This window comes from Mesorhizobium sp. CNPSo 4671 (assembly GCF_057784245.1).
On record NZ_JBWLUW010000003.1, the window covers coordinates 688,278 to 705,810 of the forward strand.

18 protein-coding genes and 2 tRNA genes are annotated in these 17,533 nt (G+C 62.4%); 13 read left to right on the top strand and 7 right to left on the bottom strand.

All coding sequences use genetic code 11. The annotated features are described in order from the left end of the window. The first annotated feature begins 187 nt into the window (after window positions 1-187). Window positions 188-643 (top strand): carboxymuconolactone decarboxylase family protein, encoded by a 456-nt coding sequence (locus AC04SF_RS11500; protein WP_488477876.1) that lies wholly within the window; start codon window positions 188-190, stop codon window positions 641-643. Window positions 644-736: 93 nt separating this feature from the next. Here AC04SF_RS11500 and AC04SF_RS11505 read toward each other — a convergent pair whose 3' ends face one another. Beyond that, on the bottom strand, window positions 737-1,168 hold the full coding sequence (locus tag AC04SF_RS11505) for a cupin domain-containing protein (RefSeq protein WP_488477989.1): 432 nt from the start codon (window positions 1,166-1,168) through the stop codon (window positions 737-739). A gap of 115 nt (window positions 1,169-1,283) precedes the next feature. On the opposite strand from AC04SF_RS11505, the gene AC04SF_RS11510 reads away from it, so the two are divergent. Beyond that, entirely contained in the window at window positions 1,284-1,451 is a 168-nt protein-coding gene (locus AC04SF_RS11510) for a hypothetical protein (protein ID WP_202350095.1), read from the top strand. Between the two features lie 65 nt (window positions 1,452-1,516). Then, window positions 1,517-1,879 carry a hypothetical protein gene (locus AC04SF_RS11515; RefSeq protein ID WP_488477877.1) on the top strand — a complete coding sequence of 121 codons (363 nt, stop codon included), beginning with the start codon at window positions 1,517-1,519 and terminating at the stop codon, window positions 1,877-1,879. Between the two features lie 163 nt (window positions 1,880-2,042). Here the strand turns inward: AC04SF_RS11515 and AC04SF_RS11520 are convergent. After that, window positions 2,043-2,117, bottom strand: a tRNA-Asn gene (locus AC04SF_RS11520). A gap of 234 nt (window positions 2,118-2,351) precedes the next feature. On the opposite strand from AC04SF_RS11520, the gene AC04SF_RS11525 reads away from it, so the two are divergent. After that, complete coding sequence (locus tag AC04SF_RS11525) at window positions 2,352-2,612, top strand: hypothetical protein (protein WP_488477878.1); 261 nt, start codon at window positions 2,352-2,354, stop codon at window positions 2,610-2,612. Between the two features lie 66 nt (window positions 2,613-2,678). Here AC04SF_RS11525 and AC04SF_RS11530 read toward each other — a convergent pair whose 3' ends face one another. Then, on the bottom strand, window positions 2,679-2,906 hold the full coding sequence (locus tag AC04SF_RS11530; RefSeq protein WP_488477879.1) for a hypothetical protein: 228 nt from the start codon (window positions 2,904-2,906) through the stop codon (window positions 2,679-2,681). Between the two features lie 224 nt (window positions 2,907-3,130). On the opposite strand from AC04SF_RS11530, the gene AC04SF_RS11535 reads away from it, so the two are divergent. The 8 genes from AC04SF_RS11535 to AC04SF_RS11570 all read left to right on the top strand — a co-directional run bounded on the left by AC04SF_RS11535 (window position 3,131) and on the right by AC04SF_RS11570 (window position 14,229). Beyond that, window positions 3,131-3,204: transfer RNA gene (locus tag AC04SF_RS11535), tRNA-Cys, on the top strand. Between the two features lie 91 nt (window positions 3,205-3,295). Then, window positions 3,296-3,964, top strand: coding sequence for a protein-L-isoaspartate O-methyltransferase family protein (locus AC04SF_RS11540; protein WP_488477880.1), 669 nt, complete (start codon window positions 3,296-3,298; stop codon window positions 3,962-3,964). Between the two features lie 183 nt (window positions 3,965-4,147). Further along, complete coding sequence (locus tag AC04SF_RS11545) at window positions 4,148-5,533, top strand: TolC family outer membrane protein (RefSeq protein WP_488477881.1); 1,386 nt, start codon at window positions 4,148-4,150, stop codon at window positions 5,531-5,533. Window positions 5,534-5,824: 291 nt separating this feature from the next. Then, a complete protein-coding gene (locus tag AC04SF_RS11550) occupies window positions 5,825-6,721 on the top strand; it encodes a PopZ family protein (protein WP_488477882.1) in 897 nt (298 codons plus the stop codon). Window positions 6,722-6,964: 243 nt separating this feature from the next. After that, on the top strand, window positions 6,965-9,748 hold the full coding sequence (locus AC04SF_RS11555; protein ID WP_488477883.1) for a valine--tRNA ligase: 2,784 nt from the start codon (window positions 6,965-6,967) through the stop codon (window positions 9,746-9,748). Between the two features lie 359 nt (window positions 9,749-10,107). Then, window positions 10,108-11,376 (top strand): OmpP1/FadL family transporter, encoded by a 1,269-nt coding sequence (locus AC04SF_RS11560; RefSeq protein WP_488477884.1) that lies wholly within the window; start codon window positions 10,108-10,110, stop codon window positions 11,374-11,376. 290 nt (window positions 11,377-11,666) lie between these two features. Then, complete coding sequence (gene ilvD / locus AC04SF_RS11565) at window positions 11,667-13,391, top strand: dihydroxy-acid dehydratase (protein WP_488477885.1); 1,725 nt, start codon at window positions 11,667-11,669, stop codon at window positions 13,389-13,391. Continuing rightward, window positions 13,378-14,229, top strand: coding sequence for a tetratricopeptide repeat protein (locus tag AC04SF_RS11570; protein WP_488477886.1), 852 nt, complete (start codon window positions 13,378-13,380; stop codon window positions 14,227-14,229). Before ilvD ends, AC04SF_RS11570 begins: the two co-directional genes overlap by 14 nt. A gap of 50 nt (window positions 14,230-14,279) precedes the next feature. Here AC04SF_RS11570 and AC04SF_RS11575 read toward each other — a convergent pair whose 3' ends face one another. The 4 genes from AC04SF_RS11575 to erpA form a co-directional block, all read right to left on the bottom strand. Continuing rightward, window positions 14,280-14,597 carry a hypothetical protein gene (locus tag AC04SF_RS11575; RefSeq protein ID WP_488477887.1) on the bottom strand — a complete coding sequence of 106 codons (318 nt, stop codon included), beginning with the start codon at window positions 14,595-14,597 and terminating at the stop codon, window positions 14,280-14,282. A gap of 84 nt (window positions 14,598-14,681) precedes the next feature. Further along, window positions 14,682-15,476, bottom strand: coding sequence for an exodeoxyribonuclease III (gene xth / locus AC04SF_RS11580; RefSeq protein ID WP_488477888.1), 795 nt, complete (start codon window positions 15,474-15,476; stop codon window positions 14,682-14,684). A gap of 7 nt (window positions 15,477-15,483) precedes the next feature. Next, complete coding sequence (locus AC04SF_RS11585) at window positions 15,484-15,876, bottom strand: VOC family protein (RefSeq protein WP_488477889.1); 393 nt, start codon at window positions 15,874-15,876, stop codon at window positions 15,484-15,486. Window positions 15,877-15,880: 4 nt separating this feature from the next. After that, on the bottom strand, window positions 15,881-16,228 hold the full coding sequence (erpA, locus tag AC04SF_RS11590) for an iron-sulfur cluster insertion protein ErpA (RefSeq protein WP_488477890.1): 348 nt from the start codon (window positions 16,226-16,228) through the stop codon (window positions 15,881-15,883). 90 nt (window positions 16,229-16,318) lie between these two features. Between erpA and AC04SF_RS11595 the strand changes: the two genes are divergently transcribed. Then, complete coding sequence (locus tag AC04SF_RS11595; RefSeq protein WP_488477891.1) at window positions 16,319-17,533, top strand: deoxyguanosinetriphosphate triphosphohydrolase; 1,215 nt, start codon at window positions 16,319-16,321, stop codon at window positions 17,531-17,533.

Sequence of the window (17,533 nt, forward strand, 5' to 3'; positions counted from 1 at the left end):
GCCATTTGGACCAGACGACATTTCCCGGCTTGACAATCTTATAACCATATAGTTATGAATCAACCCATAGCTGTTGGGTTATTGATTGGCCGTTAATATCGCGGCGGCAGCCGAAAATTTCGTCGAACCAAACCTGGATGCGCTGCATCCGGGCTCGGCTAAACACGCCTCAAAAGGAGAAAAGACCATGCAAGCGAGAATCAAGAATCCGGTGATGCTCATCCCTGGCGCCCTGCAGGCGCTGCTGGCGCTGGACAAGTCGACGGAGGCGGCCGACGTGCCTTATGTGACGCGCAAGCTCATCCATCTGCGCGCCAGCCAGATCAATGCCTGCAGCCTCTGCGTCGACATGCATGCGCGCGAACTGAAGAAGGCCGGCGAGAAGGACGAGCGCATCTTTGCTCTCGCCGCATGGCGCGAGACGCCATACTTCACCGAAGCCGAACGGGCAGCCCTGGCGCTGGCTGAGGCCGGCACGAGGCTCGCCGACCGCCCCGATGCCGTGCCGGACGATGTCTGGGACGAAGCCGCTCGGCACTATGACGAAAAGGCGCTTGCCGCTCTCGTCGTCCAGATCGCCCTGATCAACGCCTTCAACCGGCTGAACGCGACGACACGACAGATGGTCGGCGCCTGGGGTTGAGCGCTTGGGGCAGGGTAGTCGTTCGCGAATGAACGGGAAGGCGGGGGCGGCACACGGCCTCCCGCCTCCTGGGCGCGAGCGTCGCCCAATTGGCTACTGCCGTAATTCCGTATTTTTGGCGCCCTCTTCGACCTGATCAATGACCAGGAGCTTGACCGGGCCATCGCCGATATTGGTGGCCTGATGCCACTGCCCGATCATTTCGATGATGAAATCGCCTGTCTTGTAGATGTTGCTGTTGCCGGTCTCGACATTGGTGACCTTCAGCGTTCCGGCCTCGACATAGGCGTAGCGCGGGAAGGGGTGCCGGTGCACCGGCAAGGTCGCGCCCACCGCGATGTCGTAGGTCGACACCAGCACCTGCACGTTCTTCTGCGGCAGCGTGATCGGCTGGCCGGAGGCGGTGGTCGTGCGCGATGCCAGCGGCGTCACGACGACAGGCGTGCTGCCGCTGTCGAGTGCCAGGGCGCAGTTTGCATAAAGTGCAGCCGCGGCCAGCAGCGCCGATACCAGGATTTTGCGCATGAGTCCTCCCTGAACCGCCGCATCTATCGCGCGGCGGACATTCGCGCGCAAGCGGCAGCGGCGCGCGACATTGCGATGAATGGCTCCATCGATCCACCGGCCGAAGTCCTGCTTCATGCTCCACCTGCTCCGCTTCGAGCAAGTTCGGATCACCTTCATGGCGGCGATCGCGCGGCCAGGCGGCGAGCGTTCGATGGTTTTCGACCAGCGAGCGACCGAGTTCGGTCGGCTTATCCGTCATAGTCCGGAGGCAATGCCGGCTTTCGACGTTGCCGAAATTTGACGCAAGACAATGCGCTACCGGATCGCCAGTCCTACAGAATTGCCCTCAGTCGTAGGAACTCGGACATGATGTTTGATGCAATGACCAGACGTACGGTGGTGGGCACGACGGTCTCCTTTGCGCCGATGGGAGCCGCTGCAGCGGAAAAGATTCTTGCCGCAAACTCCAACGAAAGTCCCGTTCTGGCGGGTTTTCGGCGCTGGGAGGCACTGATGAATTCGATCTCCCTGAACATTTCCGACCGCGATCTGAAACGCGTTTATCAAGACATGTCGGAGATCGTGAAGGCCATGCTCGCCATCCCGGCTGCAAATATGCACGAGTTCGCGGCGCAGTTCCTGGTTGTTTGCAGCGGTGACGCGATCGAATACCGGCGAGCCGCCCAACAACTCCATGATCATGCGCAAAGCATTGTCGGTATCGCGTAAGGGCGCTCCACCGGATGGTATCGCACGTGCGCCCAAATCCTGAACGCGCCGGAAGGGCGCCACCGAGAAATGGTTCCAATACGACCTGCAGGCTGCCAGAAGCGGTTGGCCGTTCGGGCAAACGGGCCGCAGGCCCATCATGTTGCGAAGCGTTTGGAAATATTGGCTCCCCGGGCCGGATTCGAACCAGCGACCAACCGGTTAACAGCCGGTTGCTCTACCACTGAGCTACCGGGGAACGGAGGCTCTTTGAGCAAGTGGCGCAGCCTATAGCAAACACCTTTCGGCTTTGCAAAGAAGCATTTCGCTTTTTTCCGAGACTTTTTCGCTCAGGCGTTTCTCGCAATCGGTCGCCTCCGTCATCATATTAGCCGTCTTGGCGACGGGCGCGGAACCGAAAGGGTGGTTGCGGCTTTCATAAACAGGCATTTTCGAGCCACGAGACAAGCGACTATACAGGCAGCCATTGGCGATGACCGCAGCAGACGAAAACCGGATACCGGCACGAAGGATCTCGATTTTCGGGCGCGAATTCGCCATGCCGCAATCGCGCGGCCTCAGAATCACGATCGGCATTCTTTTGACCATCGGCGGCATTCTCGGCTTTCTGCCGATTCTCGGCTTCTGGATGGTTCCGATCGGATTGCTGGTGCTTTCCTATGAATTCGCCATGGTGCGGCGCCACCGGCGCCGCTTCGTTGTTTGGTGGGAGCGGCGGCGGCGACCAAATTGAGTGACAGGCGCCAAGCCGGATCGCTGACCGAGCCGTCCTTCCGTTCCGTTATGCCGTTGTTCGGGTTTAGGATTTTTGCGTATCCGCTTTTCGGCCCGCACTTCTCTCCAGATCCTCGCGGATTTCCTTGAGAACGGCGGCAGCCGAGGCAAGGCGCGCACGGTCGCGCGGCGAAAGCCTGGCGGTGCCGTCTATCGCCAGACAGTCGATGGCATGGCGCAGCAGCGCCTCGCATCCCGATCGCGACAAGCCGTCCCACGCGTTCGTTCCATTGCTCGTGCCTGCCGGCCGCATGGCGCACTCCTCCACGTTTCTCAGCGGTTGCCGGGGCGTGGAGTTTCTTATGGTGTCCTGCTATACTTAACGCTCTGCTAATATGTGTTGTGGCCAATATGGCTGCGACGCTCGATGTGGAGGGTTGGATTCTTGCAGAGGAAACCGCGTGGAATGCGTGGTGGCCGCTTGACGCCATTTTCGCCGCAACCTATTGGAACCGGGTGGAACGCCGGGAGCAACGAGGCCTCGTGGCGGAGTGGTTACGCAGAGGACTGCAAATCCTTGCACCCCGGTTCGATTCCGGGCGAGGCCTCCAATGCCCCGGGCTCCCGCGCGCAAGCGCCGGAGCCTGAAGTTCCAGTCGAAATGAGCCGCGGTTCTGGCGCGGCAGGCAGATTGGTTGGGACATGAGCGCTGATTTTTCCGAGCTTCGCGTCAAGATGGTCGATGGTCAGGTTCGCACCACCGATGTGACCAGCGCCCCGCTGCTGGAAGCCTTGCTTTCCGTACCGCGCGAGGTTTTCGTCAGCGACCGCCAGCGCGATCTTGCCTATATCGACGCAGACGTACGCATTGCCGACGGCACCCATGGCGCGCGTTATCTCATGGAAGCATCGCCATTGGCCAAGCTGATGCAGCTGGCTGAGATCAGCCCAACCGATTCAGCACTCGATGTCGGCTGCGGCAGCGGCTATGCCTCGGCCATATTGTCGCGGCTGGCGAGATCGGTCGTGGCGCTCGAAAGCGATTCGGCCCTTGCGCAAACCGCGGCGTCGACCCTTTCCGGCCTTGGCTGCGGCAATGTGACCGTGGTCCAGGGCGCACTGGCGCAAGGTCATGCGGCCAAGGCCCCCTATGACGTCATCTTCGTCGGCGGCAGTGTCGAGAACGTGCCGGCGCCGCTGCTCGATCAGCTCGCCGAAGGCGGTCGACTCGTGGCGGTCGAAGGGCAGGGCAATTCCGGCGTGGCGCGACTTTTTTTTAAGGCTGGGGGGGTTGTAACCGGGAGACGGGCATTTAATGCGGCAATTAAGCCACTACCCGGCTTCGAACGTGAGCATGCCTTTGAATTCTGAATGATTTGGCCTTGCAGCAAAGGCTTTGTCATGGTCGCTTGGACTTGAACAATCGTTGCTGATCTCAGACTGGGGGCACTTTGGGACCGAGCGACAGGGAACATAACAACACGCCACTCCGGCTCCTTTAGCGAGAAGCCGGCGCGGCGCGGTTCCCATGGAAAACGAATGAGGGATATACCCGTGCCGTCTGTATCCAAGACCCTTTTTGCCGCCATCCTCGTTTCCGCGACCGCGCTGTCGCCCCTGACCGCCTCGGCGGAGACCATCACCGGCGCGCTCGCCAAGGCCTATCAGTACAATTCCACGCTCAATTCGTCCCGCGCCGGTGTGCGCGTCACCGACGAAGGCGTGGCCATTGCCAAGTCTGGCTGGCGCCCGACCATCACGGGATCGGCCAACATCGACTACACAAACACGCGGCAAGCAAATGGCGGCGGTAACTCGAAGCTGACGAGTGGCAGTTACGGCATCGTCATCAACCAGAGCCTGTTCGATGGTTTTCAGACCAGGAACAATGTGGCGGCCGCGGAAGCCCAGGTGAAGGCGTCGGTGGAGAGCCTGCGTAACACTGAAGAGAACACGCTGTTCAATGCGGCGAGCGCCTATATGGACGTGATCCGCGACCGGCAGATCGCCGTGCTGACCGAACAGAACCTGCAGTTCCTGACCGAGCAGGCGCGCGCCGCGCGCTCGCGTTTCGAGGTTGGCGAGGGCACGCGCACCGACGTCGCGCAGGCCGATGCGTCGCGCGCCTCGGCTGTGGCTTCTCTCAGCGCCGCCCGCGCGCAGGCATTGGCGAGCGCTGCAACCTATCACCAGGTCGTCGGCGACGAGCCGGGCAAGCTCAAGCCGGCTGCGCCGCTGGCGAAGCTGTTGCCGTCGAGCCTCGAATCGGCGATTGCGATTGGTTCGGCCGAACATCCGGCCATTCTCTCCACCCAGCATCTCGTCGACGCTGCCGCGTTTTCAGTGAAATCGTCTGAGGGCGCGCTGTTGCCGCAGCTGTCGGCGTCGGCCGGCATTTCGGAAAACTACCGCAATGCCATCCCCGACTCGACGGGTTCCAACGGCAATTCGACCTCGGCCAATATCGGCGCCACGCTGACCGTTCCGATCTATTCCGGCGGCCGGACCTCGGCGCTCGTGCGGCAGAGCAAGGAATCGTTGGGTGAGGCCCGCATCCAGGTCGATGTCAGCCGTGACCAGGTGCGCCAGGCCGTTGCCACCGCATGGTCGCAATACACCGCCGCGCAGCAGAGCGTTTCGGCCAACAAGCAGGTGATCGACGCCGCGCAACTGGCACTGAACGGCGTTATCGAAGAGCGCAATGTCGGCCAGCGCACCACGCTCGACGTGCTCAACGCGCAGGCGACCGTCATCACAGCCAAGATCAACCAGGCCAATTCCGAACACGATGTGGTCGTGGCGAGCTATGCCATCCTGTCGGCGGTGGGTCGCCTGTCGGTCGACCGGCTGGGCCTGGCGGTGACCACATACAAGCCCGAAGAGCACTATAACGCCGTCAAGGACAAGTGGATCGGCGTGCGCACGCCGGACGGCCGCTAGGCGCCGACAGCGACTTGTGGAGCGGGACCTTCGTTGAGAAATGGTCCTGCTTCGATTTCCTGCTCTAATCTCTTTGTATTGACGCAATTCCCAAGGGAAAGCGCTGTGCGCTTTTCCCGGGAAAGCCGTTTCACACTTTTCCTGGAATTGCTCTAATCTGTTGAAATCCCACATGTCCCCAGATTGGGGATTCTCGTGCGGCGATCCGTCGGTTACGCTGTCGCCATGATTCGAATCCGGCTTGTGCCGGAGCGGAAACCCACAGGGGTCACAAGGGCGGCGGATGTGACGATGGCCACGGCAAGCAGCGCACAGCGCGAACCTTCCATGGAAGAGATACTGGCTTCCATCAGGAGGATCATCGAGGACAGCGACAACGGTCGCAAGCAGCCGGGCGAGGCCGAAGAGTTGCGGCAGGATCTGGAGCCATCGCCGAGCGAGGCGCCGGCAGCAGACGTCGATGCGTTTCGTGCCGAGCTGCATGCCGCCCCCGAAGTCAGAAAGCCGGTCGCGCTCGCGGAAGTCCAGGCGCCTTCGCCCGAGCCGGTGATCGCGCGCATGGAAGCGCAGACGCGTGCCGATCCCGTGCCGGTCAAGCCGTCGATGACGCTTGCCGAGGTCAGCGCCAGGATCGCCGCCGAACCGGTGCCTGTCGTCAGGACCGACGCGCCAATGGTCCCGAAGGCTGGGGTCCCACAGGCTGAGGCGGCGCAGGCCAGCGCGACAAGCGATACCATCGTTGCCGATTGGCGGCGCGAGATCGCGGCGGTCGGAGAGCAGGCGAAAGCGATACCGGACAGGAGCGTCCGCAGGCCGGTCGCCCAGCCCGAGGCGCCCCAGCCCGAGGCGCCAACGAGCGAACCGATGGCGGAGCCGGCGGTGGAGACTGCGTTCGAGCGGCCTTCTTCAAGCGACGCGTCGGCAGCCGCCGCTCAGGCACGTGCGGCGGCAAATGAAGCGCCCACGGCGCGCCCGGCGATCCTGTCCGAACATACGGGCCGCCAAGTGGCAGCGGCCTTCGGCGAGCTGTCGGATGCCTTCGCCAGCCGCAGCAAGAAGACATTCGACGAGATGGCCGAGGAGATGCTGCGGCCGATGCTGCAGGACTGGCTGGACAACAATCTGCCGACGCTGGTCGAAAGGCTGGTGCGCGAGGAGATCGAGCGCGTCGCGCGCGGCGCGCAGTAGGGTTCACATATCGGCCATGGATGAAAACGCCGCCGTGGAAGGCGGCGTTTTTCGTTTACGGCGTCCACCTGACACCCGAGGGCGAAGTTTTGCGCCGAGTGCGGACACGGCATTCCGTTGAAATAAGCAGGGTCACGCCTATTTGCTTCTCATGAAGCGAGGCGGCCCTTGCGGTTGACTTGGCCAAGACCTTCCGATTTACACCGAACCAGCAAAAATCCCGACAGCGCGGACCATTTTCCCATGCTTGAAAAGACCTACGACGCCAAGACCGTCGAGCCGAAGATCGCCAAAGTGTGGGAAGAGGCCGACGCGTTTCGCGCCGGCGCAGGCGCCGAGGAGGGGGCCGAGGCCTTCACCATCGTCATCCCGCCGCCCAACGTCACCGGCTCGCTGCATATGGGCCACGCGCTCAACAACACGCTGCAGGACATTCTGGTGCGCTTCGAGCGCATGCGCGGCAAGAACGTGCTGTGGCAGCCGGGCATGGACCATGCCGGCATCGCCACGCAGATGGTGGTCGAGCGCCAGCTGATGGAAAAGCAGATCCACCGCCGCGATCTGACGCGCGAGCAGTTCATCGAGAAGGTTTGGGAGTGGAAGGCCGAATCCGGCGGCGCCATCTTCAACCAGCTGAAGCGCCTCGGCGCGTCTGCTGACTGGTCGCGTGAGCGCTTCACCATGGATGAGGGTCTGTCCAAGGCCGTTATCGAAGTCTTCGTCACCCTCTACAAGGAAGGGCTGATCTACAAGGACAACCGCCTTGTGAACTGGGACCCGAAACTGCTGACCGCGATCTCCGATCTCGAGGTTGAGCAGCAGGAGGTCAACGGTAATCTCTGGCACTTCCGCTATCCCGTGGAAGGCGAGACCTTCGATCCGGAAAATCCGAAAACCTTCATCACGGTCGCGACCACACGCCCCGAAACCATGCTGGGCGACACGGCGGTGGCGGTGCATCCGGACGACGAGCGGTACCGGCACCTGGTCGGCAGGAACGTGGTGCTGCCGATCGTCGGCCGCAAGATACCGGTGGTGGCGGACGAGTATTCCGACCCCGAAAAGGGCTCGGGCGCGGTCAAGATCACGCCGGCGCATGATTTCAACGATTTTGAAGTCGGCAAGCGCCACAAGCTGCCGGCGATCAACATCCTGACCGTCGAAGCCGCCATCAAGTTGAAGGACAATGAGGATTTCCTCGCCGGCCTCGATGTGACGCCGGAACGCCAGGCTGTCTGGGACGACCTCAACGGCCTCGACCGTTTTGTCGCGCGCAAGAAGATCGTCGAGCTGATGGAAGCCGGCGGCTTCCTCGAGAAGATCGAGCCGCATCGCCACGCCGTGCCGCATGGCGACCGCGGCGGCGTGCCGATCGAGCCGTTCCTGACCGAGCAGTGGTATGCCAATGCGGCCGAACTCGCCAAGCCGGCGATCGCCTCGGTGCGCGAAGGCCGCACCAACTTCGTGCCGAAGAACTGGGAGAAAACCTATTTCGACTGGATGGAGAACATCCAGCCCTGGTGCATCTCGCGCCAGCTGTGGTGGGGCCATCAGATTCCGGCCTGGTACGGACCGGATGGGCGCGTCTTCGTCGAGAAGACCGAGGAAGAGGCGCTGGGTGCCGCGATCGAGTATTATCTGGCACTCGAAGGGCCGTGGAAGGCCTGGGTCGAGGACAAGCTTGAGAATTTCAAGCCGGGCGAGATCCTGACCCGTGACGAGGATGTGCTCGACACCTGGTTCTCCTCGGCGCTGTGGCCGTTCTCGACCCTGGGCTGGCCGGACCAGACGCCGGAGCTGAAGACCTACTACCAGACCGACGTGCTGGTGACCGGCTTCGACATCATCTTCTTCTGGGTTGCCCGCATGATGATGATGGGCCTGCATTTCATGGACGAGGAACCGTTCCACACCGTCTATGTGCATGCGCTGGTGCGCGACAAGAACGGGCAGAAGATGTCGAAGTCGAAAGGCAACGTCATCGACCCGCTCGACCTGATCGACGAGTTCGGCGCCGACGCGCTGCGCTTCACGCTGACGGTGATGGCGGCGCAAGGACGCGATGTGAAGCTCGACCCGGCGCGCATCGCCGGCTACCGCAATTTCGGCACCAAGCTGTGGAACGCGACGCGCTTCGCCGAGATGAACGAAGTCGCGCTCAATGACGATTTCTGGCTGAATGACGCCAAGCTGGCGGTCAACCGCTGGATCCTGACGGAGCTGACGCGGGCCGCGCGGGAGATCACGGACGGCATCACCTCATACCGCTTCAACGAGGCCGCTGGTGCTGCCTACCGCTTCGTCTGGAACCTGTTCTGCGACTGGTACCTGGAGCTGCTGAAGCCGGTGTTCATGGGCACGGACGAGGCGGCCAAGGCCGAAAGCCGCGCCTGCGTTGCCTTCGTGCTCGACGAAATCTACAAGCTCTTGCACCCGATGATGCCGTTCATGACGGAAGAGCTGTGGGCACAGACGGCGGGTGAGGGCAAGGAGCGCGAGTCACTGCTTTGCCATGCCACCTGGCCGTCGCCGGACTTCGAGGACGCGGATGCCGCCGCGGACATCAACTGGCTGGTCGATCTCGTCTCTGGCATCCGCTCGGTGCGCTCGGAGATGAACGTGCCGCCGGCGGCGATCGCGCCGCTGGTCGTGGTCGGCGCCAACGATTTGACGCGCGAGCGGCTGGTTCGCGAGGAACAGGCGATCAAGCGGCTGGCACGCGTCGGCGACATCTCGTTGGCTGACACGGCACCCAAGGGCTCGGCGCAGATCGTCCTCAACGAGGCAACCATCTGTCTGCCGCTCGGCAACCTGATCGACCTCGCCGCGGAGGCCGCCCGGCTGCAGAAGGAACTGGCCAAGGTGACCGAGGAGATCGCGCGCCTGCACAAGAAGCTGTCCAACGAACGGTTCGTCGCCAGCGCGCCGGCCGAGATCGTCGACGCCGAGCGTGAAAAGCTCGCCGAATACCGCGACGCGCAGGACAAGCTTTCGGTGGCGTTGACCAGGGTTCGCGACGCCGGCTGAGGATAGATTCGAAGGCTTTAGCTGTCTCTAAAATGACGGTCCTTTTGCCTCGAAAGCAGGCATTCCGTTGCGTTAATGTTGACGTAAACGGAAGTTTTAGCCCCATTGTTGCCATAATGTAACAATGGGGCCGAACCACCCTGAAAAGTGGCTGTTTTTGAGCCTTTTCGGGCGAGTTTTCCTCATTTTCTGACCGGATAGGCACGCCTGGGGCCGTTTTTCGGCCTTGCGGTGCCTGTCTGCATTTTGTCGAAAATGCGCTTGGCAAGCATGTACATGTACGCCCCAGGAATTCGTTGTTGCAGCGTTAACCCGAATTGGTTCTAGCTTGATGCACTAGTTATTCGGGGAGGACATCCATGAACATTATGCGTCTGAAAGCACTGCTGGGGGCGGGGTGCTTTTCGCTGGCTTTGATGGGCTCCATCGCCACTCCGGCTCATGCTGGCGGCCTTGAGCGCGGTTGGTACGATATCGACCTGCTGTTCGATCCGGCTCAGGTGACCGGTGAGGTTTCAGGCACTTACGTGATGCCGCAGCGGGATCTGAAGAATGTAAAGGACGCGGACCCGTCAGACGGCAACTTAACCGCGCTGGGCAGATCCAGCACGGCTCGCGATACGGAAAGCTATTGGGTGCCCAACGCCGGCATCAAGATCGGCATGGGACCCATCGATTGCTTGGGCGACTACACCCAGCCGATCGGTGCCTCGAGCAATCCTGGTGCGAACTGGGCGGGTGCACAGGGCAATGTCGACACGCAGGTGAAGAGCGAAGCTTTTGGAGCGACCTGCTCGTACAAAATGGACCTCGGCAAGGGTCAGTTTCGTTTCATCGGCGGCGTGTTTCATGAAAATGTGTCGGGCTTCAAGGAGCAGCTGGTCGCGCCGATTCCGTCCTTCCTGGGTACAGGCATCGGCCGCCTTGATCTTGAAGGTGATGGTTGGGGTTGGCGCGCCGGTGTTGCTTACGAAATCCCGGATATCGCGCTTCGCGCAAGCTTGGTTTACAACTCAGCAGTCAAGCTCGACAATCTGGATGGAACGCTCGATCTGACCCAGGTTCCCGGCCTTATCAATCCGGCCAATCCGTTCCTGGGCAGAGTCACCAACGTTAGTGGTTCCTCCGAGGTTCCGGATTCCGTAGAGCTCAAGCTCCAGTCAGGCATAGCTCCCGGCTGGTTGGCGTTTGGATCCATCAAGTGGATCAATTGGAGCGAGCTGCAGAGCATTCCTTTCTGTCCGACCGGCACAGCTTCCTGCACGACGACGAGCCCTTTAAGGCTGACCTCGCTTGATTTGCTCTATCGGGACGGCTGGACGGTTTCCGGTGGTATCGGCCACAAGTTCAACGACCAGTGGAGCGGCGCGGCGGTTATTACATGGGATCGCGGGACGACGACTGGCCTGAGCGCCCAGACCGACACCTGGACCCTTAGCGGCGGTGTGGCCTATACGCCAACTCAGAACATCGAGCTTCGCCTCGGCGGCGCTGTGGGCGTGATGACCAGCGGATCGATACATTCCGTCGTCGGCAGCGATGGTGTCACTTATGGCACCGACTACACTGCGGACTTTGGCAATGATCTTGTTACAGCGATATCGACTTCAGTGAAGGTTAAATGGTAACCGACTGAAATTGAACAAAAAAGGCCGGGCATTGCCCGGCCTTTTTTGTTTGTGCCGGCGTTGCCGCCGGCTCCGGTATCCAAGCTGCGTTGCATATAAGCCGCACTGGGATCGCCTCGTGCGATTGTGACGTTTCGGCAACACTTTCTGAACAACCCCTGCGCTACAAATCCGCCTGAGGAAATTGCCCATTTCCCGCCATAAACCCGGCGCACCTCGAAATGGTCTCGGGACACGCGCCAAAAGGCTCGGCGATGGGACAGGCCGCACCGCCCGCGGCAAGGATGAGAATGGACGCCAAGGTCATTTCAAAGGCTAAGCTCCCTAGCCGCCACGTGACTGTCGGTCCGGCGCGCGCGCCGCACCGTTCCTATCTCTATGCCATGGGCCTGTCGGCGGCCGAGATCGCGCAGCCGCTGGTCGGCGTCGCCTCCTGCTGGAATGAAGCGGCACCCTGCAACATCTCGCTGATGCGCCAGGCGCAGGTGGTCAAGAAGGGGGTCGCGGCGGCCAACGGCACGCCGCGCGAGTTCTGCACCATCACCGTCACCGACGGCATCGCCATGGGCCACCAGGGCATGAAGTCGTCGCTGGTGTCGCGTGAGGTCATCGCCGATTCGGTCGAGCTCACCATGCGCGGCCACTGCTACGATGCACTGGTCGGCCTTGCCGGCTGCGACAAGTCGCTGCCCGGTATGATGATGGCCATGGTACGGCTCAACGTGCCGTCGATCTTCATCTATGGCGGTTCGATCCTGCCCGGCAGCTATCGCGGCCGCCAGATCACCGTGCAGGATGTGTTCGAGGCGGTCGGCCAGCATTCGGTAGGCACGATCGGCGATGCCGAGCTCCTCGAGATAGAGCAAGCCGCCTGTCCGTCGGCCGGTTCCTGCGGCGCTCAGTTCACCGCCAATACCATGGCCACCGTCGCCGAGGCGATCGGTCTGGCGCTGCCCTATTCCTGCGGCGCGCCGGCGCCTTACGAAATGCGCGACCGTTTCAATTTCGCCTCGGGCGAAAAGATCATGGAGCTCATCGCGAAAAACATCCGGCCGCGCGACATCGTCACGCTGAAGGCGCTGGAGAACGCGGCGACCGTGGTTTCCGCCACCGGCGGCTCGACCAATGCCGCCCTGCATCTGCCGGCGATCGCGCATGAGGCAGGCATCAAATTCGATCTCTTCGACGTCGCCAAGATCTTCGAGAAGACGCCCTACATCGCCGACCTCAAGCCAGGCGGCAAATATGTCGCCAAGGACATGTTCGAGGCCGGCGGCATTCCGCTCTTGATGAAGACACTGCTCGACCATGGCTATCTGCATGGCGATTGCCTGACGGTCACTGGCCGTACTTTGGCCGAAAACATGGAGCATGTTGCCTGGAATGAGCATCAGGATGTGGTCCGCCCGGCCAACAGACCAATTACCCAAACCGGCGGTGTCGTGGGGTTGAAGGGAAACCTTGCCCCCGAAGGCGCGATCGTGAAGGTCGCGGGCATGGCGGAGTTGAAATTCTCCGGCCCGGCGCGCTGCTTCGATTCGGAAGAGGAATGTTTCGAGGCGGTGACGCATCGCAACTACAGGGAAGGTGAGGTCCTCGTCATTCGCTACGAAGGACCGCGCGGCGGTCCGGGCATGCGCGAGATGCTGTCGACGACGGCGGCACTCTACGGTCAGGGCATGGGCGGCAAGGTGGCGCTGATCACCGACGGCCGCTTCTCGGGCGCGACGCGCGGCTTCTGCATCGGTCATGTCGGGCCGGAAGCGGCGGTTGGCGGCCCGATCGGTCTCATCCGGGATGGCGACGTGATCTTGATCGATGCGGTGAATGGCACGATCGACGTGGCGCTGTCCGAGGCCGAACTGGCGGCGCGGGCCAAGACTTGGAAGGCGCGCACGACCGACTACCAGTCGGGCGCGATTTGGAAATACGCACAGACGGTCGGGTCTGCCCGCGACGGCGCGGTCACCCATCCGGGCGGTGCGAAAGAAACACACTGCTATGCGGATATCTGAGTTGTTGAAGTCAACAGCAGAGTTGTTGAGGTCATCTGTCCTTCCGGCACTGGTCGCTGTCGCGATCTTTGGCGCCGTGGGCCAGGCTTTGGCCTTCGACGACAAGGTGTTCGACGACAAGACTGGCGTGAAGCCGCAGTCGAGCCCCTGGGCGGTGTTCCAGTTCGGCTTCTCCGCTTACAAGAACGGCCACAAGGAACAGGCCGCCGAAGCCTATAAATATGCCGCCGAAAACGGCCAGATCGGCGCCACCTGGAAGCTTGCCCGCATGTATGCCGAGGGCGACGGCGTGGCGCGCGACGACTATGAGGCATTCAAGTTCTTCTCAGAGATCGTCGACCAGGATGTCGAGCCCGGTTCGCCCGAGGAAAGCTACGTCTCCGACGCGCTGGTGGCGCTTGGCGATTATCTGCGCACGGGCATTCCCGGCAGCCCGGTCACCGAGAACGAGGTGGCGGCGCAGGAATACTACATGCGCGCCGCCGCCAACTACCGCAACCCGAACGCCCAGTTCGAGATGGGGCAGATGTTCCTGAAGGGCGAGGGCGGCGTGAAGGCCAGCGTCAAGCAGGCCGGGCGCTGGTTCCAACTCGCCGCCGAGAAGGGCCATGCCGGCGCGCAGGCGACGCTTGGCCATCTCTTGTTCCAGAGCGGCAAGATCGTTCGTGGCCTGGCGATGATGACCGCGGCACTCGAACGCGCGTCGCCGACCGACCAGCCCTGGATCCGCGGCATGCAGGAAGAGGCCTTCGCCGCCGCCGGCGAAGCCGACCGGCGCACGGCGATTTCACTGGCCGACGACATCCTCACCAAGGGCACCGCCAACACGGACCAGTAAGGTCGTCTGCCGGCATCTCCCCACAACGGGAGATCGGCTAATGGGCAAAATCAGTTCTCGGTCGGCTCTGTCGGCACCATGCTTGGCGCGGGCGTCGAGATCGGGGTGACGTGCAGATGCGGCGCCATCGTGTTTTCGGGGCAGCTGTCGCCGACCTTCGTCCAGGATGTGTTGTTGAGCACTATCTCGCAGCGCGCCAGATGGCTCTGGTCGGCAACCGTCAGGCAGGCGACCTGGCCGACCGGATAGGATTTTCCATTGGCAAGACATTCCGGGGCGGCGAAGGCCGGCAACATGGCGGCCGTGGCAAATGCCACGCCAATCGGACAAACAACAAATCGAATGGTCATGGGAACCCCGGCCGCCATGATGATCTCCCATCATGCGCCTGAATGTGGCGATATGAGGTCCAGCATCGGCATGCCCGGCCGCGGGCCGCAGGGGCCTTTCCGTCAGGCCGGCTGCAGCGCGAGGTCGATCGCCACCGGCACGTGATCGGATGGCTTTTCCCAGGCGCGCACATGCTTTTCGATCGAGGCCGAAGAGAACCGGTTGGCGGCTTCCGGCGACAGCAGCAGATGGTCGATGCGGATGCCGTTGTTCTTCTGCCAGGCGCCGGCCTGATAGTCCCAGAAGGTGTAGGTGTCGGGCGCATCGGTGACCGCACGCACCGCTTCGGTGAAGCCGAGATTGAGCAGTCGCCGGAAGGCCTGCCGCGTCTGCGGCTGGAACAGCGCATCGCCCAGCCAGTTCTCCGGAAAGCGCGCGTCGATCGGCTCGGGAATGACGTTGTAGTCGCCGGCCAGCACCAGCGCCTCTTCCAGCCTCAGCCGCTCTTCGGCCCAGCGCTCCAGCCGCGCCATCCAGGACAGTTTGTAGGGGAATTTCTTGTCGTCATCGATCGGGTTGCCGTTCGGCAGATAGAGCGAGGCGACGCGAAGTGCGCCCTTGTCGGTCGAGAACACGCCTTCAATGAAACGCGCCTGCTCGTCGGTGTCGTCGCCCGGCAGGCTGCGATTGACTTCGTCGAAGCGCAGCTTCGACAGCAGAGCGACGCCATTAAAGCCCTTCTGGCCATGGGTTTCGACATTGTAGCCAAGCGCCTCGATCTCGGCGCGCGGGAACTGCTCGTCGACCGTCTTGATCTCCTGCAGGCAGACGATGTCGGGCGCGCTCTCGGTCAGCCAATGGGTGAGGTTACCGATGCGGGCGCGCACGCCGTTGATGTTCCAGGTGACGATTTTCATGACGGTCTTATTCTTCCTGCGGCGGGTGGCGTTCGACGAGGCCGATCGTATTGCCTGCCGGGTCCTTTAGGAAGGCCATCCACTCGCTTTCCCCCGCCGGGCCGAATCGGCCTTCGGTGTCGCGATGCACGAGCGTCGGCGGCGCGGTGAAGGGGACGCCAGCGGCTTTCGCCTCGGCGTGGAAGGCTTCGAGGCCTGTTATGTCAAGATAGACCGTGCCGGCCGGTATGCCGTCGGTGAACAGCAGGCGCACACCGCCGGCCATGATGAAGGCGATACCGGGAGGATCGTAGCGGGCGTGAACACCCATGCCGAGCACGTCACGCCAGAAGGCCAGCGTCGAATCGAGATCGCGTCCGGCCGACAGCGCGACCTGACGGACCGCGCCGATGGCAGGCATGCCGCTAGATGGAGAAACTGGTGCCGCAGCCGCAGGAGGCGACCGCATTCGGGTTGCGGATCTGGAAGGACTGGCCCATCAGATCGTCGACGAAATCGATCACCGAGCCGCCCATATAGACTAGCGACAAATCGTCGATCAGCACCGTGGCGCCATCCTTCTCGATGGCGACGTCGTCGTCGTTGCGCGAGTCGACCAGGTCGAACTTGTAAGAAAAGCCGGAGCAGCCGCCGCCTTCGACGGACACGCGCAGCGCCGTCTTGCCGGCCTCGCCAGAGACAATCTTGGCGATCCGCCTGGCGGCGGCTTCGGTCATGTCCACTTTCATGGCGGTCTTGGCATCAGCGCCCATGGGCGTCACCTTGCTTTCGGTTTCACATGATAGGTATGAAGCGCGAGGGGCCAAGTCAACTAGATCAAGTCAACTGCGGCAGCATCAGCCATGACCAATGAGTTGGGCGACATCGGATTCGGCTATCGGCCGCGCGCGGCCTATGCCACGGATCCGGCGCGCTCGCGCGGCCGGCTATTCGACGAGGTCGAGAGCCCGACTCGCACGCCGTTCCAGCGCGATCGCGACCGCATCATCCACTCGACGGCGTTCCGGCGGCTCAAGCACAAGACGCAGGTCTTCATCGCGCATGAAGGCGACCATTATCGCACGAGGCTGACCCATTCGATCGAGGTGGCGCAGATCGCGCGTGCGCTGGCGCGGGCGCTGCGCGGCGACGAGGATCTCGCCGAAGCGGTGGCGCTGGTGCATGATTTCGGCCACACGCCCTTCGGCCACACCGGCGAGGACGCGCTGAACGACAAGATGGCGGCCTGGGGCGGTTTCGATCACAACGCGCAGTCACTGCGCATCGTGACGCGGTTGGAGGCGCGCTACGCCGAATTCGACGGACTGAACCTGACCTGGGAGACGCTGGAAGGCCTGGTCAAGCACAATGGCCCGCTGACCGACGCCAGCGGCAAGGGCCTGAAAGGGCCGGTGCCGCAGGCGATCCGCGATTATTCGGAGCTGCAGGATCTCGAACTCGACCGGTTCGCCGGCATCGAGGCGCAGTGTGCCGCGATCGCCGACGACATCGCCTACAACACGCATGACATTGACGACGGGCTGCGGTCAGGGCTGCTGACGCTCGACATGCTGGAGGCGGTTTCGCTGCCGGGGAAGATCCTGGACGGTGTGCGCCAACGCTATCCCGGGCTCGATGACGTGCGCACCGGCCATGAACTGATGCGGCGGCAGATCACCGCCATGGTCGAGGATGTCATCGTCTGCGCGACCGCCAATCTGGAGCGTGTCGGGCCGCAGAGCGCCGACGCGGTGAGGGCGGCGGGGGAGACGATGGTGACCTTTTCCGCCGAGATGGGCGCAGCGGAGAAGGAATTGAAGGCGTTTCTCTACAAGCACCTCTACCGGCACGAGGAGGTGATGCGGGTGCGCGCCGGCGCCGAGCAGATCGTCAGGGACCTGTTCGACGTCTATTTCGCCGATCCGCGCGCCATGCCGGATGGCTGGCGCGAGGGGCTGGACCGGGCCGACGATCGCATCAAGGCGCGCAGTGTGGCCGATTTCCTGGCAGGGATGACCGACACCTACGCGCTCAAGGAACACAGGCGTTTGTTTGACCGCACCCCGGATTTGAGCTAG